Raw genomic sequence first — 26,794 nt, 5'->3', positions numbered from 1 at the left:
CACGGGCGATCACCATCGGGTCAGGTCGTAACGCAGTATCGAGAGCCCGTCGCCGTCGCGGACGCATAGGATGTCGCCGCAGTATCCGACGACTCTCGGTGTCGTCCGACGCCGGATCTCGGCGAGGTGCCAGCCGGTCGACGGCTCCACGATGCGCACAGCCGCGGAGTCGTCGCCGACGATGAGCAGCGGTCGCCCGCTCGCGGTCCAGCCGATATCGAACGCGCTGATCTTGCTTTCGCCGGTGCAGCGCAGGGGCTCCCATAGCGCCGTCCCGGTCGCGAGATCCCAGCCGTGAATGCGGTCGTCCTGATCGACAGCCAGCAGTGCTGAGGCATCGCCGGGTCCTGGGGTCAATGCTGCGTCGATGAAAACCGCGGTGTCGAAGAGGTTTTCCAGGATCGGCCGATTTTCGATGAAATCCCACAGCGCGAATGCCGTTGTCAGACCATCTGTTGGAAAAATCGAGCGCAGCGCGGTGAGCGCGAGCACCGAACCGTCCGGGCCGGTCCCGAATGCCCTGATCGTCGTGTCCATGGAGATAGCGGGCTCGGCCGGGTTCCGGTCGACCTCGCAGACGAAAGTGCCTGTGCCAGTGGACTTCCAGAGTTCGATTCGATTGCCGCCGGGACGGACACCTACCAGATAGTGTTCACCCGACGTAAGCACGCCACATGCGATCGTGCGGAATCGACGCTCCAGCAGTACCGATCCGATCCGGCGCCGGGCGGCCATATCGAATAGCCGTGCCTCACCTGATATGTCACAGCTCGCGAGGATCGGCCCGGCCGGACCACGTCCGAATCCCAGCGCGGAGATCGACTGCGGGTGCCGGAAATAGACCGGCCACGGTTCGCCAGCCGAGGTCGGCGTGATGATCTGCACGGCGCCCGATGCGCTGCCGACCGCGATGAGCTGGGCACCCCGACTGCAGACTGCGATTTCCGGGATGGCTTCGACTCGGTCCGGTTCCGGTGCGCTGTCGGTGTCCAGGTTCCAGATCCGGACGAAACCTTGGTCGTCGCCGGATGCGCCGATCCGCTGCCCGCCGACGACCGTCGGGCGCGCGACCGCGGTTACCTCATGGTTGTGCCCGTGCAGCACGAGTGTGCGCACCGGTCCGTCATCGGTGTGCGTCTCGACCCGAACCTGACCGTTGTCATACCCGGTGACCAGTGTCTGCAGGCCGTCGGCGACGGCGAAATCCAGTGCCGTCACACTGTCGTGAGCCACCTGGAACGATGGCCGGATCTGGGTGCGGGACCTCAGATCCCAGCGCCGCACCGCACCGTCGGCATGGGCGACTACCAACTCGTCTCGGTTCCGCTGGACTCGCGCGAAGGTCAGCGCGGACACCCGTACGCCGTCGTTGGAGATCAACCGGTCGAGGTACTGACCGGATCCGAGATCCCACAGCCTTACCGAGCCCCACCGATCGCCGACCGCCACTCGACCGCGGCCGTCCGCAAGCGTGCCGAAGGCGATGGGTACGTCCGCCAAGGCGAGGTCCACGAGTTCGTTGATGACACTGTCGCCGTGCCGCAGCGTCCGCCACAGGGTCGGCAGCACGCGCGGGAGGCGAATCGTACTGATCGGTTCATCGGTCAGCGCGTCGGTCAGCTCTATCGATCGAAGCGTGCGCCGGACCCGGATCAACCGCTCGCCGACCCCGACGAGTTGCCCGAAGTGATCGACGCTGCGCCCCGACGCCGCTGTCGACACCGGTGTGCAAAGCCGCGACATCGACGTCCGGATCATCGATGCGCCGACCGGAATGGATATCCCACAGCTCGCTATCACCATCGCCGTCGATCGTGAACAGCAGATCCCGGCCCAGCCGATCGGCGCCGAACCCGAGTGCGGCCAGATTCGAACGATGCGCCCGGAAAACGAGTGCGCTGTCATCACGGCCCACCCACACCCGGATGGTGGTGAAGGAGGGGGCGATCGTCGATTCGTCGAATAGATGCGCGCTCGTGGTGACGGCGACCGCGGCTTCTGTCAGATGCGCGAGATTGTCCGCCGGACGATCGGTGAGCAGCACGGCAGCACGCCGGTAACTGCGTACCGTCTCGTCCTGCGGCATCGCCGCGAGCACTCCGCTCAGGATCGCCGGATCGGCGACCGCGAGGTAGTCCGGTTCGGCGAGCAGCACCTCGACCCAGTCACGTCCAGCGGCGCTGGCATGTTCGGCGAGATAGGTGCGTAGATATGGATGAACCTCGCTCCAGGAACCGGTGCGCCGGGCCACCGCGAACAGCGCTTGCACGATCAGTTCGTGCATCCTGCGGGGATGATCGGCGGCCTCGCTACCGGCGGTATCGGTCGGCGGGCGGCGTAGATGTTCGGCCAGCAGATCGTGGAAGGGCCGGAACACCGATCGGCCACCCGGTCCGACATCTTCCCGGATATAGGCCCCTGCGTTGGCAAGCAACCAGCGCACATCGTCATCGTCGATGGTGCACGAATCGCCCGCGATCGCCCGGGCGACCGGTGCCCAGATGTTTTCCCACGGCAGCCCCGGTCCATTGGCCCAGGCCAAGGCCTGCAACAGAATTCGTGCGACGCCTGCCCGTTCCCCGAACCGCTCGAGATCCTCCTCGAAGGCGGCGTATACGGTCTGGGGAATATTCATGGCGGACCGGACCGCGGTGGCGTCGGCGATCACATCGGCCCGGGCTCGCACGGCCAGCGCCAGCGAACGGGCGATGACGAAGGAGTCGGTATCCGCTGTGCTCGCCTGCCCGCCGATCGCCTCCGCCACCGCGTCGACGACGGTATCGGCAGCAACCTGATACGGAGTGGTCAGCTCAGGCTCGCACGCCGCGACGAGCAGCAACCGGGCATATTCGGTGAGTGCCGCACGATCCCGGTATGGCTGTGCGTCGAGGTCGATGACACGGTTCACGGTTTTCCAGCGGTCGAGCAGATGTTTGCGAATGCCGAACACCACCCGAATCCGCGCCTGCTCCGACAATTCCTGGAGGAAATCGATCACCGCCTCGGGTGTGGCGGCTTCGTCCACGGCGTCCACGACGATGCGTCGCAACGCACCGCCTGCCGGTTTCGTGGCCGCCAGTCGGGCCGATACCGACTTTGCCGTCGTCCCGGGCGCACCGACCACCTCGCCCAATTGCGCGGCGATCTGGTCGGCATTCATTCCGCGCGCGTGCACGCCGATGATCCCGAGGTCTTCCGAAACCAGTTCGGCGGCCCGGCGTATCAGCAGATTGCCCGGCCCCGGCCGCAACAACTCCGCCCGCCCCTCCCGAGAACTCAGCAGCACGGGCAACGCCAGCAGGGTCGACTTGCCCGCGCCTGGGCTGCCGGTGACGATCGCAACGCCGGGCCGCACACCGGCGAGGAATTCGGCAAGATCCTCGACCGCCCGCAGGCGACCGGTGCGACCGGTGAGGTAGAAGCCGGTCGGCTGCGCCGCTGCCTCCTCGATGCCGAGCTTGGAAATCCAGTGCCGCTGTTCATCGATCGTGAAACCGGCGACAGCGGGCTGGAATTCAGGATTCGGCAGGAAGGGCAGCAGTCCGGTGACGCCGCGGCTCGCCGGCGGAAACCAGCGCGCCTCCTGCTCGGCACCGGCCGACGATATCGCGCTGTTGACCTCGCCGACCAGTATCTCTAGGCTCAGATACCGTTGCGAGCGACCGATTTTGGGAGATCGAAGGTAGTCGGTCAAGGCCATCGCGAACACCCCGTCCTCGGCGTATTCGGTGGTGTTGGCACTAGCCATCACCCAGGTGTTCGGATTACCGATCCCCTGCAGTTGGCTGTGCATGTCCTCGATCACCGCGGTGCCGGAAAAGCAGCAGTCGAAGATCACCAGCACCTTCGGCTGCTCGGCGGCGACCTCGCCGTCCGGGTCGAGCCGTAGCAGATGGTCCTCCAGCAGCTCGCGGGCACCGATCGCAGTGGCCGCCATATCATTTCGGGTTGTACTGGTTGGCAGGTAGTACTTGTTGTTGAACGGCACACCGTGCCCGGTGTAGTACACGATCACCACCGACGCGTCGCGCACAGCGGTCCCGAGTACCGCGAACAAATCCGTACGCTCGGCATCGAGCAGATAGCCCGTCGGTGTACCCGCAACGGGTGTGATCCCCAGCCCGGACATCGCCGACACCACCCGTTCCAGGGATGCGGGCACCCGGTCCAGCGCCACCAGGTCATCCCGCACATATCGCTGGGTGCCCGCAGCGACCAGCACAGGCGGACCGTGATCCGTTGGCAGCCTGAGCTCGCCGACCTCAGGCAAGGACGTCCCCCATGGCGGTGCCGGTCTCGGCGGCGTTGAGATATCGCTCGATCGCGTGCGGCGCATCGCCGTTGTCGACGATCCGATCGCTGATCCGCGCGATGCCGTCGGGCGGCGGGAACAGGTCCGCGAGGCGCTTGCGCAGCGGCACAACATCGTTCACGTCCACGATGTTCACCCAGCGCGCAACACCGGCAGGCCACGTACCCGTCCCGTTCGACGGTGCGGGGGTGAGTCGATCGAAGATCAGGTTCGGCACCCCGAGCGGTGAGCCCAGCGTGAGCAACAATTGGACCGGCGCCGCTGTCCGGCACAGATACTCATAGGCGACCACCGAGCCGAGCGAATGGCCGACGAGAACCCGAGTGTCCGGCCCGACCATCGCCGAAACACGTTCCAAAACCTTGGCTTTCACCATTGGCTCGGCAAGGAACCGCACTGCTTGCTTGACGTTGCCGATCAGCGCATGCTGCGCCACCCCCGCGAAGGTCCGCGATCGCAGCAACCGCTCCACCATCACCTGCACCGCGACCAGCCCAGGCCCCATCGCCCCCGCGGGCGGACCCAGTTCGGGTTGAACCTCGACAGCCCGCTGGTATAGCGCTGTGAGCAACTCGCGTTCCGGACCGGGCCGTACATCACCTGGGGTGAATGGCGGCTCGGCACCGGCCATCGCCCCAGTCGGCCGGAAAAGGTCACCGAAGAAGGCCACCCGCAAATCGCCCGCCGCCAACTCCCCGGCACGCTGCGAATGCCCGCCCGCCACCAGCCCGTCGCGCACCGCATCCAACCACACGGTCGCCAGCTGATACCCACCTCGGTACTGCTGCGCGATCCCGTGTACACCGACGACTACGGACATGTCCCACCTCCCACCGGCAATGGCCCGTCTTCCGGGCAACCACCCATGCCCCTCAGACTAAGTTGTCACCTGCCAGCCTGGAGGGTTCTGGCGAGCACAGACCGTCAGATGAGGCTTTTGTTTTTGCGGATGCGTCGGCGCAGGTCTCGCATCAGCGCGTAGGTAGGGGCGAAGCGCACGAAGCGAGGGATGAAGCGGTTGACGAAGCCGACGAACAGGAAAAGATGTTCGAAGCGGCGTTGGTCGGCGTCGGTCCATTCGACCTGGAGTTGTTGCTTGAAGTACGGCGCCAGGAAGCCGATCGTCAAGAACTTCAACAGGTTTCGGAACGGCAGCCGCAGATACCAGTGGATCATGCGAAGGTTGAGCAGATCATCGAGGTACGCGCGGACCTTGTCGTCGAGGACGGCGTGGCCGCTCGCCTCATTCCAGTACAGGTCGAAGTCCTTGCGGGTGGCCGGCCACATATCCTGAGTGACCTGCACACCGGTGGCCAGGGTGGAAGCGGTCTGATAGAACTGCTCGGCCTGTTCATCGTTCATCTTGCCGTGCAACAACTGGTAGGTGTCTTCGAAGCCGATGAAAAGACAAGCGGCGACCCACTTTTGGAGATCACGATGGAAAGCGTTGTATTCGACCGGACTGTCGGGCCCCGAACGCACCTGCCGGTGGGCGACGTTGATCGCCTCTCGATAGGCGTCGATCTCGTCCTGGGTGCCCAGAATCGCCACCGCCAGATACTGCGTGGTGGTCCTGGCCCGCTTCCACGGATGCACCATGAGCGCGCCGGACTCGACTCGACTCTCCGAGACGCCATAGCCGACACCCGGCCGGGCCATCTGCATCACCACATTGGCCGCGGCACCGGCGAAATTCCAGAAGTCAAGTGCGTCAGCGATTTTCAGCGGCCGCCTGGTCTGTGAGCGATGGATGGCCGGAATGTGGATCCGGGTTTCCTCGGTGGTCAGCGGTGGCAGCGGTCGAGCGGTGGCGGTCATCGGATTCCTTCCGTTGTCGGGTGCTGTAGACGGCGAATGAGATGGGCCAGCCTCAGCCATGCCGACCGCGCGGATCAATAGGACCGAACCGACGGCGAGGAGCACGATGACGAACCTGAGACAGTCAACTCCTCTCCGCGACAGCCAGCGAGCCCGCCATCTCAAGAATATACAGTAACTTACCGCTCGTACTTCAACAGCAGAACCAGCAAGTGAACGCGGATGTGTACTTCGCTACGCCTCCGAGTCGACGTCCTGTCGGCAACGAATGGTCGGTAACATCAGTAACCCCAAATCGCCACGGCCGGCAGCCCTCCCCCATCAGCCGGGACGCAGTGCGAACTCGCTCCAGTCCGACCGATCCCTCGGCCGACAGAGCGGCGTGGGTTATCGAGATGTTCTGGGCGAGAGTGTGCGCACGGCAAAATCGACAGGGCGGCCACAGCACGAGAAAAACACGGGCACAACCGATTTCGAATATCGAAAAGGGGGCGCTCAGCGGTAGAGCAGGTCCCTATAGGCCTCGAGGATGCCGCGGATGGACGGCGTTACCAGCAGCTCTCCGTCCAGAGATGCCCATACATAATCGGCGTGGGCGGTCAGCACAATCGGGCTGGTGGCCGCCACTTCAACGGCGAAATGCAAGCGCCGCACCGGCTTTCCGGCCGGGGACAGGTAGTCGAAATCACCGATGTGGTGGCCGATATCGGTGACGGTCAGCCCGGTTTCTTCACGGACGCCGCGAATCAGTGCCGCCGAGACCGATTCGCCCGGTTCCACAGTGGCGCCCGGAAGCTTGCGGGTGAGCGGAAGCGGCCCCGTGCTGTGGGCCTCCAATAGCAACACTTCGCCACCCCGATCGATGATCGCACCGACGCGCAGACCGACACCATCACGTTCGCCGCGCGGAAGCGCCTCATCGAACATCGACACCGACATCGGCGGACTCACCAGCCTTCGGTCATGCGGACACGCCGCATTCGGGTGAAAGCAATCATCCCAATATTAACGTGACGGGCCCGTCGCACGACAGAGGCACCAGAGGTGCGTTCGCGCAATTGATTTCGCCCGGTTGCCCGCCGAGGAAGCGACCCGCGACAGTGCGGTTTCAACCAATTGGTTTCAAATATTGAACGCACGGGTTTGCGGTCCCCAACCCCGACGGTCGCGTTGTAGGTCAGATGTCAGCCTTGCAAGCCCTGAACCGGCTTGTGCGTGTGGGCTTCGATATCTGTTATCGCCGCGTGCAGCAGTTGGTGGGCCAGATCTTGCAGCGCGCGAGCACAAGCGAGCTCGTCGCCGATGGCAGGCACGTTCTGGTCGGCGGGATGGGTGTGAGCGGACCCGGCCGCGCTCAACGGCTCATCTCCGCGGCCGATCAGCTGGGCTTTTACTTTGGTCATGCGATCGAGTTCTTCGATGGCGATCGAGATGTTCCAAGTTTTCGACGGCATTCGCACTGCCCTCCGGATTCAGTAGGGACTGTGTCGCTTCACATCCAATATCGCACCACTATGGCTCGTGGACACCAAGCGGGACCCCACCAGACCTGCCGGCGTAGCGAACCGACCGAGCGGAGCGGGCGCATCGAATATTGGCTGCCGCTTGTCGGTAGCTCGATATTGTCTGCTTCTGTATCGTCGTGTCTGCACTCGCGTCGGGTCGCGGACGCTTCGACGCGAACGGCCGTGCGGCGGACGGTGCAGGGAGGTTTCGGCGAAGTCGTTTGGGTCCACGAAGTGTTGTCGCACAACGGTAGCTCGGAATGAACGACGGAGAGGGGCGTAGGTGGCAACAGCTGCGCAATTGCGAGCAGTGCTGGCCGTATTGCAGGCCGATGTAGCGGACACCGCTTCTGGCTGGTCGGCCGAGCCGCCCGTCGAACGCGCCGAGCTAGCCGGTCGGCTACACGGTTTGATCAGTAGTGAACTGCGGGACTTGGTAGTCCAGGCCCCATTGGGGCAATGCACGGGCCACTGGTCGATGGCCGCGACCGCGGAGCAACACGCCGTTGGCGATGTGTCGGCGCAGGCCCAGTTCGACGCGCGGTGGCTGCGTCACAACATCGCCACATTGGCCTCCCGAAATGCCCCGACTCCGGTGCCCGCGCTACTGGCTGCCGCGGTTCAGGCCGTTGATGCCGCCACCACTTTGCTCGCGCTGGCCCGCGATCCCCGCGGCGAGGGCAGTCAGGCCGCGTGGCAGGCGGTAATCGATGATCTCGCGATCGCATTCCATCTCGTCAACGACGAACACGACGCCGTCACGCAGCCGATCCGCTGAGTACGGCACCTGATTATTCACCGGTTCCGGGCACCAGAACCGACCGGAACCGGTGACGATTTCAGTCGCCTTCCGGGGTGTCGGTGTAACGCTGCAGGTACAGTTGCTCGCCTAGCTTCTCCAGCAGATCGAGTTCGGTCTCCAGGTAGTCGACGTGCGATTCCTCATCCTCGAGAATGGCCTCGAAGATGCGCGCGGAGGTGATATCACCGCGCGAGCGCATCAGCTCGATACCGCCGCGCAACCGATCCACCGCCTCCATCTCGATCTTCAGATCGGCCCGCAATTGTTCGGGGACAGTCTGGCCGATGCGCAGCGGGTTGAGCTTCTGGTAGTTGGGCAGCCCCTCGAGGAAGAGGATGCGATCGGTGAGCACCTCCGCGTGCTTCATCTCATCGATGGACTCGTGGCGGGTGTGCTTGGCAAGCTTGGTGAATCCCCAGTTTTCCTGCATCTTGGCGTGCAGGAAGTACTGGTTGATGGCCGTGAGTTCGGCTGTCAGCTGCTCATTGAGCACTGAGATGATTTCCTTATCGCCTTCCATGCGTGTGATGGTGTCACAGCTCACAATCGGCGAACCGGTAAGGACGGCCTATCGTGTCGGGCTACGCTGCGGGTGCCTCGACGTCCTGTACAGGCGCCGCGCAGGCCCGGCCGACCAGCTCGGCGAGGCGGCGAGTGCAGCTGCCGCAGCCGGGCTTCCAACCGCACGCCTTTTTGACCTGCGCGGTCGAGCTGGCGCCTGCGGCGACACAGCTGTGCACGTCCGATTCGGAGACGGCGTTGCAGATACAGACGTACACGATGCCTCATTGTGCGAGCGGACATTGACGAGGTTAGCCTCAACTAAAGAGGTAAGCCTCCCCTAATGTATAGCACCTCCATGCCGATTCTTGTCAATAGCCGCTCGGCACCATTCGAGGCCCGGCACGAGTCGGGATCGTCGGGCTGCCCGGTTTCGGATTCACCGGGCCACCGATGGTCGGCCGGTGAATGCTGAGGATGCTGGGGGTTGCCCGCGACCGCCACGCCTACCTGATGCGGCGGACGAGTCGGGATCGTTCGAAGAGGGCGAGCAATTGCTGTACCTCCGCTTTGGACAACTCCGGTGCTGCGGTCAGCACATCGGCTACGTCCAGCGCCACTCCGGTCGGCAGCTGGTTCACCCACTGGCACGCGGGTAGGTAGCCTCGGTCGAGTTTTACGGTTGTGGTCGAGGAGTCGCGGAAACCATAGGCGGTCACGGCGATCTCGGCGGTTTCGGCGTCGGTGGCCTCGACGTGCAATGCGCATTGCCCGGCTCGGACAAAGCTGGTTTCGGGGGTCACGGGCAAGTCGGGGATCGGCGACCGGGCCAGATCCAGGATGCCGATTCTGGCGACCGCGTCATCGAAAGCGCCCCGGGCGGCGGTCAGCCACTGCGTGCTGTCGGGGTCGTATACCGATTCGCGCCAATACGGTTCGCGGAGCAGTTCGTTGCGCAGCGAGGCCAGCAGGAAGTCCAGGCGTAGCGGTGGGATCAGCAGGATGTGCAGTGAGATCGAATCCTGGTCGGAACTGGTCTCGTGCCAGTATCCGCGCGGAACATGCAGTACCGCACCGGGTTCTAGACGGTATTCGGTGGCGTCGTCGGGGATCTCCGAGGGTGGCTCACCTTCCCCGTAGATGCGCATGACCGCGGGCACCGGATCGTTGGGCGCCCACCCCTCCAACGGCGCGGGGGCGAAGCGATTGGGGGCGACGCGCCAGGTCTTGCATCCGGTCAGCTGGACGGTGATGACATCGATCGGGTCGAAATGCACGGAGGTGACCGCGCCGGGGCGATTGCAGAACAGCTGGCATTTCGCCGATTTGGCTGACACTCCGAACGCCTCGGCGGCTTCCAATACCAACGGTGCGAAGTCGGCGACGTCCTGATAGAACAGCGTGGTCCCGGCTTCGTAGAAGGTGCGCGCGCTGTCCGGTCGGATGACCGCCGAACTGAGCGTGCCGTCCAGCCGCGGAAACCAGGCCGATACCTGACGGACCCGTTTGACGAACAGGTCCTCGACGGATCGGGTGGCGAGCGCGTCGCGAAGCCGTTCGGCCAGATCCGCGCGCGGTTCGGTGACCAGTACCTCGCGGCCGAGCGCACCGTCGCGGAATCCCGCAAGATCCAGCGGTGTGAACCAGTCGGCGAAGCCGAAACCTGGTGTCGCGCTGGTCATTTGTCGTCCTCCCGACTGCGGAAGACGAGCTGGGCGGGGCGATTGACGAACTCGTCCACCAAGCCGTCCGCTGCTGTTACCTCGGGCTTGCTCATCGGCCGAACCGTGGCATCGCCTTCTTCCGGAATGGATTCCGACCTCGAAATCAGCCCTGACGGACGGGTGAGGAACTTGTCGACCTGACCGGCCGTGACACTCACCTCGACCACGCCGATCGGGCGAACCGCGGCATCGTCGTCCGCGTCAGGAAGGGCTTCCGACCTATTGATCAGCGCCGACGGTCGGTTGAGGAACTTGTCGACCTGACCGGCTGTGACACTCACCTCGACCGCACCGACCGGGCGGACCGCATAGTCCGTCTCGACATCGTGATCGACCTGAAGATGGATGGCGGGCGGAACTTCGGGATTGTCCATGATGGGCATCGGCTACTCCGTGAGACTGCGTTGGAGGCGACTTCCCCCGCGATGCAACATCTTTCAGATGATCGCGGTGAATGCCTGATTGCGTCCGCCAATGCTGCCCCGGCAGGCGAGCGAGCGTCGAGGACCGGGTCCGCTGAGCGAACCCACCATGCCATCACCGAAAACTCGGTTCGCCCAGCGGACTATGGCCTGGACGCCTACTCACGCGCACAGTCAGTGTGGACAGCCCACCCACACCCCAGGAGCGAGTCGATGCCGATCATGGACAATCCCGAAGTCCCGCCCGCCATCCATCTTCAGGTCGATCACGACACCACGAAGGATTATGCGATCCGCCCGATCGGTGCGATCGGGACGACCGTGACAGTCGGACTCGTCGACGAATTCACCAGCCGCGCAAAGCGACAGATCGTCAAGGCGGCGGCGGTTCGCGACGAGGGCGAACCCCCGGGCACGGTGCACGACGAGGGAGAACCACCCGACACGTGATCGCCCGAGCCCGCGGCACCGTGAGACGCCGGTGAAACGTGGGTGAGAGCTGGAAGTCGGAGGCTTCTCACTATCTGCACGGGAGGACAGACAGTGAGCGAAGCGATCACGCCGAAGTCGGCGGCCATCGGTGGGCGGGGCGTACTCGAGGGGGCATTCGCCCTGCTCGAGGTACTCGCGCACGGCAATGAGATGGGTTTGACCCGGTTGGCATCGGCAGCGGAATTACCGAAAGCAACGGCCTACCGACTGCTCAACCAGCTTGTCGCGGAGGGGGCCGTGCAGCGGCGCGGTGGCCGCTACCAGATCGGCCCCAGGGTGTTCCGGCTCGGCCAGACCTGGCAACCGGCGCGGTTGCTGCGGGCGGCTTCGGCACGGACGCTGCGACAGCTCACCGCGGCATCCGATCGCGGCGGCTTCAGCCTCGCGGTAACCGACCGAGGAAACACCATGCTCATCGGCGGCATCGGACGCGAAATCGACGAGATCTTTCCCCTGCGGCCCGGAGTACTACTGCCGCCGGGCACGGCAGCCGAGCAAGTCTTGGCCTTCGGCCACCCGAATCCCACACCGCCGGAGGGACTTTCGTCGCGTGAATGGCGCCGCCGGGTCGACATGAGCAGCGGCCTCGCCTATGACACCGATATGAGCCGATTCCGACTCGCCTGTGTCGCCGCACCGGTGCACGGACCCGCGGGTGAGATCGTCGCGGCGCTGGCGGCGACCGTGGCCGAAGTCCAGCGAATCCCGGCCGTGGCCGAAGCGGTAAAGCGGGCGGCGGGCTTGGTGAGCACCGATCTCACACGGCTGCTCAGATCACACGGAGTGCTGACGCTCTGAGCGAGCGGCCGCCGGGCGCACCGCGTCGACGCTGCCGATGCCCTGACCGGCACCCTGTCGACGGCCTTGCGAGCGTAGACATTGTTGAACGTCGTGCAGCACGGTCGACTCCGCGCAAGTCGCGGTGGTTACCGCGGGCGGCGGTGTCCGTTCTGGAGCGATGCTGCCGAAATGGTGTAGTGGTCACCTTCTTAGCGCGACCAACTCGCCCAACATGATGAACCTATCGTCGCGACCTAGGCACGGGTGGCGACCGAGATTTTCTCGGAAACCAGCGACCCCGAGTCAAGCGATCTTCGACGCGCGGCAGGTCGGGCTATCGAATCACCTTGGTGTCCAACGGATTCGGCGTGGTGATTCGTTCGACCAGCCGCTGCCAACCGTCAGCCAATTGCTGTCGCGCGGCGGCGGTGTCCGCCGCAGTCGTGGCATGCAGATAAAGCAGGACGGGGGCTTCCAGGGCCGCGGTCAACTGGATGGCAAGGGTGTCGGTGTCGGGATGGTCGACGCGCGCCTGATTCAGCAGCATGCGGATATGGAATTGGGAGATGGTGGCCGCTCCGACGGGGATCGGCTGGTTGGCGTCCAGGGATGCGCGGGCGATCGCGACGTGGTCGAACAGGAAATCCAGGCGGGCGCGGCCGTAGGCGATCAAGCGCTGGATCGGATCGGCGCCGGGGCCCAGTGGCGGTGGGCCCGACAGCACCGATTGCTGGAAGGTCTTTTCGTCCTCGTCCATCAGCGCGTGAAAGATGCCCGCCCTGGTGCGGAATCGGCGAAATACGGTGCCCTTGCCCAGGCCGGCACGTTCGGCCAGTCCATCCATGGTCACCTTTTCGACGCCGAGTTCGTCGACCAGCTGCCGCGCCACTTCCAGCAGATGTCGTCGATTACGTGCGGCGTCGCCGCGTTCGTTACGCGGCGGGCCCAGGTGTAGCGCGGTCGGTTCCACGGGTCCAAGTTACCGCCGGGAATGAAAGCGGGGTAAAGTCCGCTTTCGATTCTGTTCGTGTTCGCCTGCTCACCGCCTGCGGTCGAGCGATTGACTAGGAGTTCTCGATGAACGTCTTCCTCTGGATCCTGCAGGGCCTGCTGGCCCTGGCCTTGGTAGCCGCCGGCGCCGGGAAACTCGCCCAGCCGCGCGAAAAACTCGCCGCCAAGATGTCCTGGGTCGAGAGCTTCACCGACCAGCAGGTCAAGGCGATCGGCGCGGTCGAAGTGGTTGGCGGACTCGGCCTCGTGCTGCCCGCGCTCACCGGAATCGTCCCGATACTCACCCCGATCGCCGCGGTCGGCGTCGCGATCATCATGATCGGCGCCGCTCTGACGCACGCGCGCCGCAGCGAATGGGCCGAAATCGCCCCCAGCGCAGTGCTTCTCATACTTGCCGCCGTGATCGCGTGGGGCCGGTTCGGCCCTTATTCGTTCTGACGCCACGGCAGCGCAGCGTGGTCGCCGGGGACGGGTCAGGCGGGACGCTGAACCTGGCGAGTTCGTGATCCACGCCGCAAATGTTTCCGACGACTATCGCCGAGCAGTGTCGGTGGGCAGTAGCTGCGTCAGAAATGAGAGCGGGGTCCGGCGCAGCGCCGGATCGGTGACGATGAGCGTGACGACGGCGGGCTCGATGCCAGCTCCGGCATCGGCCGCCAACCGCGGCACGCCGAGTTCGGCACACTGCGCCAACACCGGATCCAACACCGCCACAGCCTCTTCCAAGCGGTCCGCCGTCGCGAGACAGCACGCCGACAGCAGTCGAGCCTCCAAAAGCGCCCGCGGGCGGTGCTGAGGTTCGATGCCGCGAACCAACCGCTCGGCCGATACGACGGCTGCCTCGACCGAGCCATCCGCCAACAGCAGCCGTATTGCCGAATCCCATTGGATTTCCGAGGTGAGGATGGTGATCCCGTCACCTTCGGCGCGGTAGGGCTCGAGCCGCCGCAGTGTCGCGGCCTCATCCGCCGCGATGGGCAGGCCGAGGCGGATTCGTTCGTTGACAATGCGCGCGGCCAACCGGGGCAGCGCGAGATTGCGCGCTATCTTCGTCCCCTCTGCCAGCCGCTCTCGCGCCGCCTCGAGATCGCCCCGCAGTGCCGCGATTCGCGCGCCGATTCCATAGGTCGCCGACATGGATTCGACAGCGCCACCTTCGGGCCCCGCCTTGACGCTGTCGTCGAGCAGCGCCTCGGCTTCGTCGATTTCGCCGCGCCAATAACACAGCGCGCCGAGCAAGGCGCCGGTCATGCGCGTGATGTATGAATATCGGCCGGTCTCCAGTGCCAGGGCTCGGGCGGTTTCCAGCTGCGCCCGCGCCGCCGCGATATCGAGTTGTTCGAAGGCCGCCACACCAGCCGTGCCGTAGGTGTGCATCAAGCCGGTCGGCCCCTTGACCCTGGCCCGGTGCGGCGCCACCCACTGCTGCCACCAGTACACCTCGTCGAAGTCGAACCGATAGAGGGCGGCCGCCGAGCCGACTCCCGCCACGACGGTCGCGATGAACGGGTTGACCTCGGACCCGAGCCGATGCGCTACGAGCTCCGGCATTTCCGCGTATCGGTCGCCGGTGAGTCGGCAGGCGGCACGCGCCAGCGCGGATTCGACATGGAGATCGGTGATGTCGTCCGCATCCGGTTGACCGGCCCCCAGCACCGCGTCGGCCCGATCCAACGCCGCCTCGGCGGGCACCGGCCGCTGCAGCGAGATATTCCCCCATGCCACGAACAGTTGCAGGCGCGCACTCGATACCGCGACCGCGGTCGGCAGTTTCGCGACCAGACCGAGCAGTGTGGCCGTGCGGGCACTCTCCAGCAGTTCCGTCGCGCGATCCTCGATCAAACGCAGCGCGCCCGCCGAATCATGCGCCGCCAGTGCGTGATCCACCGCCTCGTTCAACATCGCGTGCTCGGCGAACCAGTCGGCCGCGACGCGGTGCAGCCGGACGCACCGGTCGGGATCCTGTTCGGCGAGCCTGCGGCGCAGGAAGTCGCCGAACATGCGGTGATAGCGGAACCACTCGAATTCGTCGCCGACATTGTCCGGGAAGTCGATATTGCGCAGGAACAGATCTCGGGCCTTGACCTGCTGCAACAGCTGCGGGGCCGCGGGGCCCGACAGCGCTTCGGCCAATGCGGCGCAGATCTTTTCGGTGATCGAGGTCGCCAGCAGAAAGTCGAGCAGGTCCGGATCGAGTGTGTCGAGCACGTTTTCGACGAGGTATTCGCCGATCGCTTGATGTCGGCCCGAGAGTTGATCGATGAATCCGGCGGGATCACTGCTGCCGCGCAGCGACAGCGACGCGAGTTGTAGGGCCGCGACCCAGCCTTCGGTCGAGTCGAGCAGTTCGGCGACCTGCGATCGGTCCAATGTCAGGCGATTGATATCGAGCAGGAACGCCGCCGACTCGGTGTCGTCGAATCGCAGGTCGTCGGAATCTATTTCGACCAGTTCGTCGCTGACCCGCATCCGGCTGAGCGGTAGCCCCGAACGCGTTCGGCCGGTGACGATCACCCGCAGGTGATGGCATCCGTTGTCCAGCAGGAATTCCATGGCGGCGCGGGTACCGGCCTCAGTGACGAGGTGCCAGTCGTCGATGACGACCGCGAGTGCCGCACCGCTATCGTGCACTTCGTCGATGAGCGATGCCAGCACGTAGCGAGTGGCATCGCTGGACCGCTCCTCCAGCATTGTCACGAGGCCACCGGCCAGATCCGGGCGAGCCCGGCGAATCGCCTCGACCAAGTGTGCGAGGAACCAGACGACATTGTTGTCGTCGTGGTCGATCGTCAACCACGCGACCGACATCCCTTGTGCGGTAAGCACATCGCGCCACTGCGCGGCCAGTGTGCTCTTGCCGAAGCCCGGCGGCGCGTGGATGAGCAGCAGTCGGCGATTGCCGCCCTCCTGCAGTCTGCGCAGCAGCCGTGGCCGGTTCACCAGGGGACGAGCCGAGGTCGGCGGACGATATTTGGTCGACGCGACCGGCGGTGGCACCGTGGTGCGTAGCCCGGTCCCGCGCTGTGCGGGCACCATTATCGGGCCGGACCGCGGTTCCTGCGCGTCCGCGGGCATTGCCATGGCGTCCACATCGAGCCCGCAATGCCGTTGGACATCGCGCAGCAGATACCCGAATTCGACTGCCGTACGCGGTCTTCGATCGGGATCGGTGGCCATTGCCGCCTCGATCGCGGCGCGAAGTTCGGCGGGGACGTCGATTTCGCCCAGATCGGGCCCGGGGGTCGAGGTGACTCGGACGAAATGCGCGAGCACGGCCTCACCGGTCCGGCGTTCGACGGCCGCGTGCCCGGTCAGCAGGGTGAACAAGGTGGCACCGAGGCTGTAGATGTCCGAAACCACACTCGGCGGCGCACCCCCCAGCACCTCGGGTGCGATGAACGCCGGTGTGCCGGTGATGCGTCCGGCGGAGGTCTCGAATCCCCCGCCGATATGCGCGATGCCGAAATCCGCCAGCTGCGGCTCCCCGTAGTCGGTCACCAGAATGTTCGCGGGCTTCACATCCCGGTGCAGCGTGCCCGCCGCATGCGCCGCGGCCAACGCCCCGGCGATCTTCACCCCGATCGACAGCAACTCCTGCCACGGCAGCGGCCCCGTCGCGCGCAATCGCGCATCCAGCGACCCGCGCGAATGGAACGGCATGACGATGAACGGGCGGCCGTCGGCGGTCACATCGGCCTGGTGGACCGCAACGATATTGGGGTGACCGGAGAGTCGACCGAGCGCATGTTGCTCCCGAACGAAACGCTCGCGTTCGTCGCCGGTGATCTCCGAGGTCAACACCTTGACCGCGACCGTGCGATCGAGCGAGCGCTCCAGACACCGATAGACCACCCCGAAACCCCCGCGGCCGATCTCCTCGGCATCCTCGAATCCGGCGGCGGTCAGTTCCGCGGCGATCCCGGACTGGATATCGCGCTGGGTGCGGTCGTTCTCGGAATCGGGCATGGCGAATCGGCTAATCGACCGGCGTCGATGTGCGCGAACCCCCGAAGCCGTAATGTCCGACCATACGATCACCTCTCGAGGCAGAACTCCGACCCCGACGAGCCGATCATAGTCGGGAAAGCCGAGCTCCGGTGAAGTTGCCGAGGCCGTGCCGGGAAGCCGTTGCCGACGCGATGACCAGGCATACTCGAGTTCCGGCAACACGTCGGTCCGCTGGGCGCGGGCCGACGCGTCAAGTTGGTCAACAATGCCGTATTCGACGCACAGCTCGGAATACTCACCGCGGCAGTGGATCTCGGGAAAGCAGCTCGGCGTCGCGGGGCGCAGGTCAGAGGCGCCGTTCCGACCGCGCCACGCTGCGCGGATATGCATCAGACTCGGACGGGGACTTCCGCTTCGGTCGGCTCGGCCGGGTGGGCGGCAATCGCGCGACGGACCGGTATGGCCATCGCGACCAGTGCCGCCAGGACCGATACGCCACAGCCGATCAAGAACGCGACGCGGAAGCCGTTCTCGGTGGGGATGCTGTGACCGCCGACCGTAATGGTCAGCTGTGCGAGCACGGCGCCGACCACGGCCGCGGAGATCGAGGTGCCGATCGAGCGCATCAGGGTGTTGAAGCCGTTGGCGGCGGCGGTCTCCGACTGCGGCACCGCACCCATGATCAGGGCGGGCATGGCACCGTATGCGAAACCGACACCCGAGCTGCAGATGATGTTCACGATCAGCAGTCCCCAGGTGCTGCCCATCAGGACCTGCGCGGAGCCGTAGCCGACGGCCATGACGACGGCGCCGACGACAAGGGTGAACTTCGGACCGCGCAATGCCGAAAGCTTTGCGCCGACAGGCGAAATCAGCATCATCATGATTCCGGCGGGGGCCATCCACAGACCCATCGCCATCATCGACTGGCCGAGACCGTAGCCGAGCGAGCTCGGCAGCTGCATCAGCTGCGGGACACTGAGCTGCAACGCGTACATGCCGACGCCGATGGCGACCGTCGCGAGATTGGTGACCAGTACCTGCGGACGCGCGGTGACCCGCAAGTCGACCAGCGGCTCGACGGTCCGCAGCTCCCACCAACCCCACACCAGCAGCAGCACTACGGCCGCGACGAACAGACCGAGGATGCTGCCACTCGCCCAACCCCACGTCGCCCCCTTGGACACGGCGAGCAGCAGCGCTACCAAACCACCGCCGAGCAGCACCGCACCGAGTCCGTCGAAGCGACCCGACGGCCCTTCGGCAATACCCTCGGGCACGATCACTGTGATCAGCGCGGTGGCGATGGCGACCAGCACGGCCGCCGCCCAGAACAGCACCCGCCAGTTGCTGTACTCGGTGACCGCCGCCGCCAACGGCAGCCCGAGCGCGCCACCGATTCCGAGCGAGGAGCTGATCAGTGCGATGGCCGAGCCGAGTCGCTCGGGCGGCAGCACATCCCGCAACAGCGCGACGGCCAGCGGGATGGTGCCGAAGCCGAGGCCCTGCAGGCCGCGGCCGATGATCATCGGCAGCAACGAACCCGCCATGGCACAGACCACCGAGCCGATGATGAGCGGCAGGGTCGAGGCGATCACCATCCGGCGCTTGCCGAACATATCGCCGAGGCGCCCGGCGACCGGGGTGGCAACCGCGCCCACGAGCAGGGTGACCGTGACCACCCAGGACGTATTGGCCGCCGAGGAATTCAGAATCTGCGGCAACTCGCCGAGCAATGGCACCACGAGCGTCTGCATCAGCGACGCGACGATGCCGGTATAGGCCAGTACCGCCAGAATGGCGCCCGGCCGGACAGCAGAATCAGGCTTGTCCACGCAAATCTCTCTCGGACTCACAACAATAAACATGTATCGTACATGCCATGTGTATCATACATTCCACGTGAACAATACACGCGCTGTAAGTCTCCGAGGAATTCCGGCGGGGGAACCACGGATCGTCGCGGTCGCGTGTGCAATCGCGGACCCTGCGACCAGGTCGAACACGATGTCAGCGCCCCACGCATCCAACCCTTGTCCTGCGCGGGATTGCGCCGGATCTCCAGCGCACCCGCAGGGCGTTGGCGTGGCGGGATCTTCACGATAGGAGACATTTCTGCCACTGTTGGGATGTCGCGCCGGCAGCGATGCTCGTAGTGTTCGCAGGAAACGCACGAGACAAAGGAAACGCACTTTATGATCGTCCGTTCACTGGAAGAGATCACCGGCACCGAGCGAGAAGTGCAGGGCCCCATGTGGAATAGCCGTCGTCTGGTGCTCGCCGGGGAGAAGGTCGGGTTCTCCTTGAACGACACTGTGGTGGACGCGGGTGCGGAGATCAAGATGTGGTACGCCAACCACATCGAGGCCGTCTACGTCATCGAGGGTCGGGGCGAACTGGTCGACGACGAGACCGGTGAACAGCACTGCCTAGAGCCCGGCGTGATGTACCTGGTCGACGCACACCAGCATCACACCCTGCGCGCCCACACCCGGTTCCGCGCGGTCTGCGTGTTCAACCCACCCCTCACCGGCCGTGAGATCCACGATGAGAACGGCGCCTTCCCACTGCTGACGGAAGAGGATCAGTGAGCGACACCTTTCCCAATTGCGAGCGGGTACGCGGTTTCGCCAGTGACAACAACGCCTCCGTGCACCCGGACATCATGGCGGCGCTGGCCGCCGCCAACGAGGGCCACCAGCCTGCCTACGGCGCGGACGTCCACACCGTTCGGCTGGGCGAACTGATCAGGGACCATTTCGGCGAGCGCGCCGATGTCTATCCGGTCTTCAACGGCAGCGGTGCCAATGTGGTTGGGCTGCAGGCGATGTGCGACCGGTGGAGCGCGGTGATCTGCCCGGAGTCCGCGCACATCAACCTGGACGAGTGCGGCGCACCCGAGAAGGTGGCCGGGCTGAAGCTGATCCCGGTGCCCACCTCGGACGGCAAGCTGACGCCGGAGCTGCTCGACCGGTACGCGTGGGGCTTCGGCGAGGAGCACCACGCCCAGCCCAAGGTTGTCTCTATCACGCAGAGCACCGAGCTCGGCACCCTCTACACGCCCGCCGAAATCGCGGCGATCGGCGCGCTGGCACGCGAGCGCGACATGCTGCTGCATGTGGACGGGGCCCGACTGGCCAACGCGGCCGCCGCGCTCGATCTGCCGTTGCGCGCGTTCACCGCCGACGTCGGAGTGGACGTGCTGTCGTTCGGCGGCACCAAGAATGGCTTGCTGCTCGGCGAGGCGATCGTGGTGCTCAACCCGGACGCGGTGCGTGGCATGACGTACCTGCGCAAGGCCGCGATGCAGCTGGCCTCCAAGATGCGTTACGTGTCGGCGCAACTCGTCGCCCTGCTGGAGGGTGACCTGTGGCTGCGCAACGCCCGGCACGCCAACGTCATGGCGGCCCGGCTTGCCACCGCAGTCGCCCAGGTGCCCGGCGTCGAGATCGTACGGCCGGTCCAGGCCAACGCCGTCTTCGCCATACTGCCCACGGAGGTCACCGATCGACTGCGGAAACGGTTCCGCTTCCACATCTGGGACGAACGCACCTGCGAGGTCCGTTGGATGTGCTCGTTCGACACCACCGAGGCCGACGTGGACGCCTTCGCGGAAGCCATCGCCCAAGAGATGGCCGCTTGAACCGGATTCGGCCGTTCTATGTCTGGCGATGCTCTTCGACGCGGCGAAGCCATTCGGTGACGAACGCCCTGACGAGGTCGCCCTGCTCGTGCGGCAGTGCGTGTCCGGCACGGTCGAGCACCGCGAATGTGGCGTGGGGGTAGTGCTCGATGAGGTGCCATTGGCTGGCGTATCCCATTGCGGAGTCCTGGCGGCCGGTGAGGATGAGGGTCGGGTTGGGATATGGCGGTCCGTCCTCCGGACCAGAGCTCAGCCGCCATCGTTCGCCGATCCGCGCCATGGCGGCCTGGTCGGCCAGGGGGATCGCGGGAGCCACGAAACGCTGGTACCGCTCTTGCATGGCAGGGGTGTGCACCACGAAGTAGTCCTCGAATTCTGTGCGGTCGTCCGGGGCCAGAATGTCGCCGAGGTCGCCCGAGGCGTGCACCACCTGGTGTGCGGGTATGTCGTATGGGTTTTCGACGAGGGGACAGATGACGGCCAGTCCGCTCACCTGATCGCGGCGGCTGTCCGCGACCGCCCGGGCAAAATACCCGCCCGCGGAGTGACCGAGAGCCAGCAAGTCCCGATCACCGATCACTCCGTCGACGAACCCGAGGACGAGTTCTACGACATCGTCGGAGCTGTTGATCGTTTCCGGCGCCGGAGTGCGCCCCATGCCTGGGAGATCCGGGTAGATGCGCCGATAGTCGGGCATCTCACCGAAGATCGGCTCCATCGCGCCGACCATCTCGCGATGATCCACCCCCGAACCGTGCAGCATCAAGATCGGAGTCCCGGTGCCGTGCTCGACGTAATGCACTGAAACGCCGCCGACTTCGCACTCCATGTCGACATGCTAGTCATCTGGAAACGGCAGCAGAGCGCGGTCGCGAGGACATCCGTTACCTTCCTCGAATTAAGTCGTGCTCCACGAGCGCCGGCGGCGGACCGCACTGCGGCTGGTATCCGGCTCTATGGCATCACCGTCGCGGGCGGCGTGCCCTACTACCTGCCCCCTGAGCGGCTAGGTGCAGAAGTACCGGATCCGGCAGAGTCTGCGTGCGGCGTGAGAATCAGCGGCTGATGATGGAATGTCGTGGCCAGGGGCGGCCGTGGTAGCGCTCGATATCGGTATTGAAGCGTTCGAGATAGGCCGCGAAGGTGGCGACGTCGTCGGGCGACCAGTCGGCCATGATGTTGTCCAGATCGCGGACGCTTTTGGTGCGGTCGGAGTCGAGTTGGCGATTTCCCTCGGGGGTAATGCGGAACAGTCGAGCCATGCCGCCCTCGGGGTCCGGGATCCGTTCGATCAGGCCGGCGCGCATCATGGCGGCGGTTTGCCGACGCAGCGTCGAGGCCTCCAACCCCAGTGCGTCGCTGAGCTGACCGATGGACATCGGGCCTTCGCCATGTAGGCGGTTGAGCAGGGTGTAGGCGCTGCGGTCCATCCGATTGGCACCACGTCGAGACGCCAGGCTGTATCGACCGAGCAGCATGGTCTCGAATTCGATCAAATGCGTGGGCTTGTCCATCCCGCCCCTTCCGCCGATGCGCACGTCACCAATGACGCATGTGTATCACACACGTTGTGCTCCACCCGCTCCAGTGCGCATATTACACGGCACGTGTATTATGCACGCCCCCTTTCGAGCCGAAAAGGCGCGCCCGCTCAGGGCAGGCGCGCCTCGGCTGGATGGTCAGGAGGTGGGCTGGCTCAGGTCGTAGACCGTGGTGCCGCCGACCGTGCTGGCGGTGTAGTGCGCCTCGACCCATGCGGTGATTTCGCTTGCGCTGGTATTCGATCCGCCGCCGGGGCCACCGCCCATGCCACCGCCCGCGATGAAGTAGGCGATATCGCCGTTCGCGACGTACTGCTGGAATTGCGCCAGCGTCGGGGAGTTGTCGCTGCCGGTGAAACCGCCGATCGCCATAATCGAAGCGCCGGTGGACAATTCGAGACCGCTCACCGACATCGAGCCCACCGCCGCTGCGGCCCAACGGGTGTCGGTGTTACGCACCAACTGCTGCAGTTCGGTGTTGGATGAATTCGAGCCGCCCGGTCCGCCGTCGCGGTTGGCGGTCACGTCGGTCGCGGTCTGCTCGGTACCCGCTTGTCCGGTTGGCGCATTATCGAATGACGGTGCGCCGGTTTCTGATTCGCCGGAACCAGCGGGGGCCGCTCCCCCACCGCCACCCGGTCCGCCCATACCCATCCCCCTGCCAGCGACTGCCGGACCGGAGGTCGGAATGGAACCGGAATGCGCAGCCGCCGCCGTCTCGATCGCATACGCGGTGGTCCCCGCGAGACCGAACAGCAACCCGGCGATGGCGACGACGGCGGTGAACCTGCCGAGCTGATGTGCGCCGACCGCGACGATGGCCGCGAATACGATCGAACCGATCAGCACGATCCAGCGCAGCGCCGGGTACCAGTCGGGTGTGCGGTCGAGCAGGATGAAGTTCCAGATACCGGTCGAGGCGGACATGGCCGCGAGTGCGATACGCGCCGTGCCGAATTGGCGGCCGCGCCACAATTCGACTACCGCTATACCGATCAGTGCCGCGATCGCCGGGGCGAGGGCGACGGTGTAGTACGGGTGCATGGTGCCCTGCATGTAGCTGAATACGACACCGGTGACGAGCAGCCAACCGCCCCACAGCATCAAACCCGCACGGGTGCGACCGGTACGCGGGGTGCGTCGGGTGAACCACAGACCGGCCAACAAACCGATCAAGGCCGCGGGCAGCAGCCAGGAGATTTCGGTGCCCATCGAATCGCCGAACATTCGGGTGATCCCGGTGCTGCCGCCGAAGCCGGTGTTGCCACCTCCACCTCCACCGCCGCCGTTGCCCTCGCCGCCGAGGACACGGCCGAGACCGTTGTAGCCGAGTGCGAGGTCGAGCAGGCTGTTGTCGGACGAGCCGCCGATGTACGGACGGGAGTCACTGGGCCACAGGCTGACCAGGGCGACGAACCAGCCGCCCGAGATCACCATTGCGATAAACGCGGCGAGCAGCTTGGCGATGCGACGCCAGAAGCCGATCGGTGCGGCGACCAGGAACACCAGTCCGAGTGCGGGTAGTACCAGGAAGGCCTGCATCATCTTGGTGAGGAAGCCGAATCCCACTGCCACACCGGCCGATACGAGCCAGCAGCCGCTGCCGCGCTCGGTGGCGCGGACAGTGCAGTACGCCGCGACGACGAGCAGCAGCACCAACAGCGCGTCCGGGTTGTTGAACCGGAACATCAGTGCCGCAACAGGAGTCACTGCGAGCGCCGTACCCGCAAGCAGCCCGGCCGCCGGGCCGCTCCACCGGCGTACCGCGGCGTACACCAAACCGACCGATGCCACACCCATCAGCGCCTGCGGCAGGAGCATGGAGAACGAACTGAAGCCGAGCAGCCTGCCGGACAAGCCCATTACCCACAACGATGCGGGCGGTTTGTCGACGGTGATGGCGTTACCCGCATCCAGCGAACCGAACAGCAGCGCCTTCCAACTCTGCGTGCCCGCCTGGACCGCGGCCGCGTAGAAGTCGTTGGCCCAACCGGATTTACTGAGTCCCCACAGGTAGAGGACGGCGGTGGCCGCCAGCAGTGTCCACAATCCGAAGCGCGCCCAGCGTGGCTGATCGGGCGGGCCGAACAGCCAGCGCGTCGATCGTTTCCGGTGCGTGTCCGCATGCCGCGGACCCGCTGGTTCGGCGTGCCGCACGGGCCGCGCTTCGGTCATGGTCATCTCGAGTCCCTCTCGTCTATTCATGGTCAGTGGCTGGCGGTGAGGTCGTAGACGGTGACGCCGTCGGTCGTCTGGGCGATGAAGTTGGCCGCGACCCAGGCCGCGATTTCGCTGGCGGCTTGGCTGCCGCCGCTCGCGGATCCGCGCATCCCACCCATGATCTGGGCGCTGATGAAGTAGTGGATCTTGTGTTGGGCCACATAGTCTTCGAACTGCGACAGCGTTGGCGCCGGATCGGTGCCGTTGAAGCCGCCGAGTGCCATCACCGGGTCACCGGTGGCCAGCTGGTATCCGGCGGCATTGCTGGAGCCGACTACGGCGGCGACCCAGGTGTAGTCGTCGGCGTCGGCGCTCAGTGCCGCGGTCAGATTCGCGCCCGGCGTTATGCCGCCGAACATTCCGCCCATCGGGGCACCGCCGCCAGCGCCGCCGCCGATGCCCGTCGACGCCCCCGAGCCACCCCCGGTGCCGGTCGTTGAGCCCGCACCTCCGCCGGTGCTGCCCTTCGCACGTGCCCCACCATCGGTACCGGTCGACGAACCCGCCCCACCGTTGATGCCGGTCGACGCACCTGTGCCACCATCGGTTCCGCTGGTCCGTCCACCGCCAGGGAAGGACCGGCCCGCACCGGCCGGTCCCGCGGATGGAATCGCGCCGCTGTGTGTGGTCGCAGCCGTGGCCAGCGCATAAGCACCGGGCGCGGCCGAACCGACGGCCAAAGCGACCGCGAGGACGCCAGTCGCAACGGCCTTCGGCAATCTACCGATGACCAGCAGCAGCGCCGTCGATCCGACACCGGCAATCGCGACCACCGGGCCGAGCCATGGCAGCCAGTCCTGAGTGCGTGCGAGCAGGACGCAGGCCAGCACGACGGTCACCAGCAAAGAACCAGACAGCACAGCCGTGTACCGAATATCGTTGCGGCGCTGCCACAATAGGCTCGCACCGGCCCCGATCGAGCCCGCGATCGCCGGTGCCAGCGCCACCGTGTAGTACGGGTGCAGGATGCCGTTGGCGTAGCTGAACACCACGCCGGTGACGATCAGCCAGCCCAGCCACAGCAATAGCGCCGCTCTGGTCCGATCGGTCCGCGGGGCCCGGCGGGTGAGCCACAGTCCGGCAATGCCGAGGATCAATGCCGCAGGAAGCAGCCAGGCGATCTGGCCGCCCATTTCCGAACCGAACAAACGGGCCCAGCCGACGTCGGAATTCAGGTTCCCGAGCCCGCCGGTCTCGTTACCGGTCAACCGGCCGAAACCGTTGTAGCCCAACGCGAGTTCGAGCACGCTGTTGTGCTGCGATCCACCGATATAGGGCCGCGACGACGCGGGCCACAGCTCGACCAGTGCCAGATACCAGCCCGCAGATACCACCATCGCAAGCACGGCGGCGACCGATCGGACGATCCGGGTGCGCAGCGGCGCATGCGCGGCGAGCAGATACACCAGCGCGAAGGCGGGCAGCAACAGGAATGCCTGCATCATCTTCGTCAGGAATCCGAAGCCGACCGCGACACCGGCCAGCGGCAACCACCAAGCGCCGCTGTCCTTTTCGATGGCCCGCAGCACGCAATAGGCCGCGACGGTCAGTAGCAGAACCAGCAGTGCGTCCGGATTGTCGAAGCGGAACATCAGCGTCGCCGCCGGTGTCAGTGCCAGCACCGCACCGGCCAGCATCCCAGCCCAGTGACCGCTGACGCGCCGCACCGCCGCGTACAGCACCGCCACCGCGGCGACGCCCTCGAGCGCCTGCGGCACAAGCAGACTCCACGAGTTGAAGCCGAACAGCCGTGCCGAAATATCCATCACCCACAGCGCGGCGGGAGTCTTGTCGACGGTGATCGCATTGGCCGCATCGCTGGACCCGAACAGCATCGCCTTCCAACTCTGCGATCCGGCCTGCACCGCGGCGGCGTAGAAGTCGTTGGCCCAGCCGCTGGCACCGAGATTCCACAGATACAGCAGTGCTGTCGCGATGAGCAGCACCGCGAGCGATACCCGCCGCCACAGCGGGCCGCGCCCGGATGACCGCGCACCCGACGGCTCGACCGCCGCGGCGGCGGGAGCTCCCAGCAATGTTGTCGTCATGCTTCGATCGTCGCGGCCGGACGTAGT

23 protein-coding genes are annotated in these 26,794 nt (G+C 65.6%); 6 read left to right on the top strand and 17 right to left on the bottom strand.

The window, feature by feature from the left end:
* Positions 1-9 precede the first annotated feature (9 nt).
* The 6 genes from ACQP1T_RS12965 to ACQP1T_RS12940 form a co-directional block, all read right to left on the bottom strand.
* Positions 10-1,569, bottom strand: a complete 1,560-nt coding sequence (locus tag ACQP1T_RS12965) for a WD40 repeat domain-containing protein (protein WP_433760243.1) — start codon at positions 1,567-1,569, stop codon at positions 10-12.
* Between the two features lie 28 nt (positions 1,570-1,597).
* The gene (locus ACQP1T_RS12960; RefSeq protein ID WP_433760241.1) at positions 1,598-4,222 is read right to left on the bottom strand and encodes a hypothetical protein; all 2,625 of its coding nucleotides are present in this window, start codon (positions 4,220-4,222) and stop codon (positions 1,598-1,600) included.
* Positions 4,223-4,262: 40 nt separating this feature from the next.
* On the bottom strand, positions 4,263-5,132 hold the full coding sequence (locus tag ACQP1T_RS12955) for a hypothetical protein (RefSeq protein ID WP_433760239.1): 870 nt from the start codon (positions 5,130-5,132) through the stop codon (positions 4,263-4,265).
* Between the two features lie 104 nt (positions 5,133-5,236).
* The gene (locus ACQP1T_RS12950; protein WP_433760238.1) at positions 5,237-6,130 is read right to left on the bottom strand and encodes an oxygenase MpaB family protein; all 894 of its coding nucleotides are present in this window, start codon (positions 6,128-6,130) and stop codon (positions 5,237-5,239) included.
* A 495-nt stretch (positions 6,131-6,625) separates the two neighbouring features.
* Complete coding sequence (locus tag ACQP1T_RS12945) at positions 6,626-7,081, bottom strand: NUDIX hydrolase (RefSeq protein ID WP_433760237.1); 456 nt, start codon at positions 7,079-7,081, stop codon at positions 6,626-6,628.
* Positions 7,082-7,314: 233 nt separating this feature from the next.
* The gene (locus ACQP1T_RS12940) at positions 7,315-7,584 is read right to left on the bottom strand and encodes a DUF1876 domain-containing protein (RefSeq protein WP_433760236.1); all 270 of its coding nucleotides are present in this window, start codon (positions 7,582-7,584) and stop codon (positions 7,315-7,317) included.
* Positions 7,585-7,918: 334 nt separating this feature from the next.
* Here ACQP1T_RS12940 and ACQP1T_RS12935 point away from each other — a divergent pair, with 334 nt between their 5' ends.
* The gene (locus tag ACQP1T_RS12935) at positions 7,919-8,413 is read left to right on the top strand and encodes a hypothetical protein (RefSeq protein ID WP_433760233.1); all 495 of its coding nucleotides are present in this window, start codon (positions 7,919-7,921) and stop codon (positions 8,411-8,413) included.
* 61 nt (positions 8,414-8,474) lie between these two features.
* On the opposite strand, the gene bfr is transcribed toward ACQP1T_RS12935, so the two are convergent.
* The 4 genes from bfr to ACQP1T_RS12915 all read right to left on the bottom strand — a co-directional run bounded on the left by bfr (position 8,475) and on the right by ACQP1T_RS12915 (position 11,045).
* Complete coding sequence (gene bfr, locus ACQP1T_RS12930; protein ID WP_433760231.1) at positions 8,475-8,957, bottom strand: bacterioferritin; 483 nt, start codon at positions 8,955-8,957, stop codon at positions 8,475-8,477.
* Positions 8,958-9,018: 61 nt separating this feature from the next.
* On the bottom strand, positions 9,019-9,216 hold the full coding sequence (locus tag ACQP1T_RS12925; protein WP_433760230.1) for a (2Fe-2S)-binding protein: 198 nt from the start codon (positions 9,214-9,216) through the stop codon (positions 9,019-9,021).
* Between the two features lie 228 nt (positions 9,217-9,444).
* Positions 9,445-10,620, bottom strand: coding sequence for a JmjC domain-containing protein (locus ACQP1T_RS12920; protein WP_433760228.1), 1,176 nt, complete (start codon positions 10,618-10,620; stop codon positions 9,445-9,447).
* The gene (locus ACQP1T_RS12915) at positions 10,617-11,045 is read right to left on the bottom strand and encodes a hypothetical protein (RefSeq protein WP_433760226.1); all 429 of its coding nucleotides are present in this window, start codon (positions 11,043-11,045) and stop codon (positions 10,617-10,619) included. Before ACQP1T_RS12915 ends, ACQP1T_RS12920 begins: the two co-directional genes overlap by 4 nt.
* 252 nt (positions 11,046-11,297) lie before the next feature.
* Here ACQP1T_RS12915 and ACQP1T_RS12910 point away from each other — a divergent pair, with 252 nt between their 5' ends.
* Both ACQP1T_RS12910 and ACQP1T_RS12905 read left to right on the top strand, forming a co-directional pair.
* Entirely contained in the window at positions 11,298-11,534 is a 237-nt protein-coding gene (locus ACQP1T_RS12910; RefSeq protein ID WP_433760224.1) for a hypothetical protein, read from the top strand.
* Between the two features lie 93 nt (positions 11,535-11,627).
* On the top strand, positions 11,628-12,374 hold the full coding sequence (locus ACQP1T_RS12905) for a helix-turn-helix domain-containing protein (RefSeq protein WP_433760223.1): 747 nt from the start codon (positions 11,628-11,630) through the stop codon (positions 12,372-12,374).
* A gap of 316 nt (positions 12,375-12,690) precedes the next feature.
* Here the strand turns inward: ACQP1T_RS12905 and ACQP1T_RS12900 are convergent, their stop codons facing one another.
* Complete coding sequence (locus tag ACQP1T_RS12900) at positions 12,691-13,326, bottom strand: TetR/AcrR family transcriptional regulator (protein ID WP_433760220.1); 636 nt, start codon at positions 13,324-13,326, stop codon at positions 12,691-12,693.
* Between the two features lie 107 nt (positions 13,327-13,433).
* On the opposite strand from ACQP1T_RS12900, the gene ACQP1T_RS12895 reads away from it, so the two are divergent.
* Positions 13,434-13,805 (top strand): DoxX family protein, encoded by a 372-nt coding sequence (locus tag ACQP1T_RS12895; protein ID WP_433760218.1) that lies wholly within the window; start codon positions 13,434-13,436, stop codon positions 13,803-13,805.
* A 93-nt stretch (positions 13,806-13,898) separates the two neighbouring features.
* Here the strand turns inward: ACQP1T_RS12895 and ACQP1T_RS12890 are convergent, their stop codons facing one another.
* Positions 13,899-17,333 (bottom strand): protein kinase domain-containing protein, encoded by a 3,435-nt coding sequence (locus ACQP1T_RS12890; RefSeq protein ID WP_433760216.1) that lies wholly within the window; start codon positions 17,331-17,333, stop codon positions 13,899-13,901.
* 371 nt (positions 17,334-17,704) lie between these two features.
* Positions 17,705-19,150, bottom strand: a complete 1,446-nt coding sequence (locus ACQP1T_RS12885; RefSeq protein ID WP_433760214.1) for an MFS transporter — start codon at positions 19,148-19,150, stop codon at positions 17,705-17,707.
* A gap of 360 nt (positions 19,151-19,510) precedes the next feature.
* Here ACQP1T_RS12885 and ACQP1T_RS12880 point away from each other — a divergent pair, with 360 nt between their 5' ends.
* Entirely contained in the window at positions 19,511-19,906 is a 396-nt protein-coding gene (locus ACQP1T_RS12880; protein WP_433760212.1) for an ectoine synthase, read from the top strand.
* The gene (locus ACQP1T_RS12875; protein WP_433760211.1) at positions 19,903-20,958 is read left to right on the top strand and encodes a threonine aldolase family protein; all 1,056 of its coding nucleotides are present in this window, start codon (positions 19,903-19,905) and stop codon (positions 20,956-20,958) included. The genes ACQP1T_RS12880 and ACQP1T_RS12875 overlap by 4 nt, the downstream gene beginning before the upstream one ends.
* Positions 20,959-20,974: 16 nt before the next feature.
* On the opposite strand, the gene ACQP1T_RS12870 is transcribed toward ACQP1T_RS12875, so the two are convergent.
* From ACQP1T_RS12870 to ACQP1T_RS12855, 4 genes are all read right to left on the bottom strand, one after another.
* Positions 20,975-21,787 carry an alpha/beta fold hydrolase gene (locus tag ACQP1T_RS12870; protein WP_433760209.1) on the bottom strand — a complete coding sequence of 271 codons (813 nt, stop codon included), beginning with the start codon at positions 21,785-21,787 and terminating at the stop codon, positions 20,975-20,977.
* A gap of 226 nt (positions 21,788-22,013) precedes the next feature.
* Positions 22,014-22,472, bottom strand: coding sequence for a MarR family winged helix-turn-helix transcriptional regulator (locus ACQP1T_RS12865; RefSeq protein WP_433760208.1), 459 nt, complete (start codon positions 22,470-22,472; stop codon positions 22,014-22,016).
* A 165-nt stretch (positions 22,473-22,637) separates the two neighbouring features.
* Positions 22,638-24,680, bottom strand: a complete 2,043-nt coding sequence (locus ACQP1T_RS12860; protein WP_433760206.1) for an ArnT family glycosyltransferase — start codon at positions 24,678-24,680, stop codon at positions 22,638-22,640.
* 26 nt (positions 24,681-24,706) lie between these two features.
* Positions 24,707-26,767: an ArnT family glycosyltransferase gene (locus ACQP1T_RS12855; RefSeq protein WP_433760205.1), complete on the bottom strand. Its 2,061-nt coding sequence runs from the start codon at positions 26,765-26,767 to the stop codon at positions 24,707-24,709.
* Between the last annotated feature and the right edge of the window lie 27 nt (positions 26,768-26,794).

It is taken from the genome of Nocardia sp. CA-135398 (assembly GCF_050955845.1).
Lineage (GTDB): Bacteria > Actinomycetota > Actinomycetes > Mycobacteriales > Mycobacteriaceae > Nocardia.
Note: the sequence above shows the minus strand (reverse complement) of the source record. Positions and strands in the feature narration are given on the sequence as shown.

What these genes read in the sequence shown, in the direction of transcription:
- ACQP1T_RS12955 (WP_433760239.1), bottom strand. Translation starts at nt 5,132, where the DNA reads ATGTCCGTAGTCGTCGGTGTACACGGGATCGCGCAGCAGTACCGAGGT.
- ACQP1T_RS12950 (WP_433760238.1), bottom strand. Translation starts at nt 6,130, where the DNA reads ATGACCGCCACCGCTCGACCGCTGCCACCGCTGACCACCGAGGAAACC.
- ACQP1T_RS12940 (WP_433760236.1), bottom strand. Translation starts at nt 7,584, where the DNA reads ATGCCGTCGAAAACTTGGAACATCTCGATCGCCATCGAAGAACTCGAT.
- bfr (WP_433760231.1), bottom strand. Translation starts at nt 8,957, where the DNA reads ATGGAAGGCGATAAGGAAATCATCTCAGTGCTCAATGAGCAGCTGACA.
- ACQP1T_RS12920 (WP_433760228.1), bottom strand. Translation starts at nt 10,620, where the DNA reads ATGACCAGCGCGACACCAGGTTTCGGCTTCGCCGACTGGTTCACACCG.
- ACQP1T_RS12915 (WP_433760226.1), bottom strand. Translation starts at nt 11,045, where the DNA reads ATGCCCATCATGGACAATCCCGAAGTTCCGCCCGCCATCCATCTTCAG.
- ACQP1T_RS12910 (WP_433760224.1), top strand. Translation starts at nt 11,298, where the DNA reads ATGCCGATCATGGACAATCCCGAAGTCCCGCCCGCCATCCATCTTCAG.
- ACQP1T_RS12895 (WP_433760218.1), top strand. Translation starts at nt 13,434, where the DNA reads ATGAACGTCTTCCTCTGGATCCTGCAGGGCCTGCTGGCCCTGGCCTTG.
- ACQP1T_RS12890 (WP_433760216.1), bottom strand. Translation starts at nt 17,333, where the DNA reads ATGCCCGATTCCGAGAACGACCGCACCCAGCGCGATATCCAGTCCGGG.
- ACQP1T_RS12880 (WP_433760212.1), top strand. Translation starts at nt 19,511, where the DNA reads ATGATCGTCCGTTCACTGGAAGAGATCACCGGCACCGAGCGAGAAGTG.
- ACQP1T_RS12870 (WP_433760209.1), bottom strand. Translation starts at nt 21,787, where the DNA reads ATGGAGTGCGAAGTCGGCGGCGTTTCAGTGCATTACGTCGAGCACGGC.
- ACQP1T_RS12865 (WP_433760208.1), bottom strand. Translation starts at nt 22,472, where the DNA reads ATGGACAAGCCCACGCATTTGATCGAATTCGAGACCATGCTGCTCGGT.
- ACQP1T_RS12860 (WP_433760206.1), bottom strand. Translation starts at nt 24,680, where the DNA reads ATGACCATGACCGAAGCGCGGCCCGTGCGGCACGCCGAACCAGCGGGT.
- ACQP1T_RS12855 (WP_433760205.1), bottom strand. Translation starts at nt 26,767, where the DNA reads ATGACGACAACATTGCTGGGAGCTCCCGCCGCCGCGGCGGTCGAGCCG.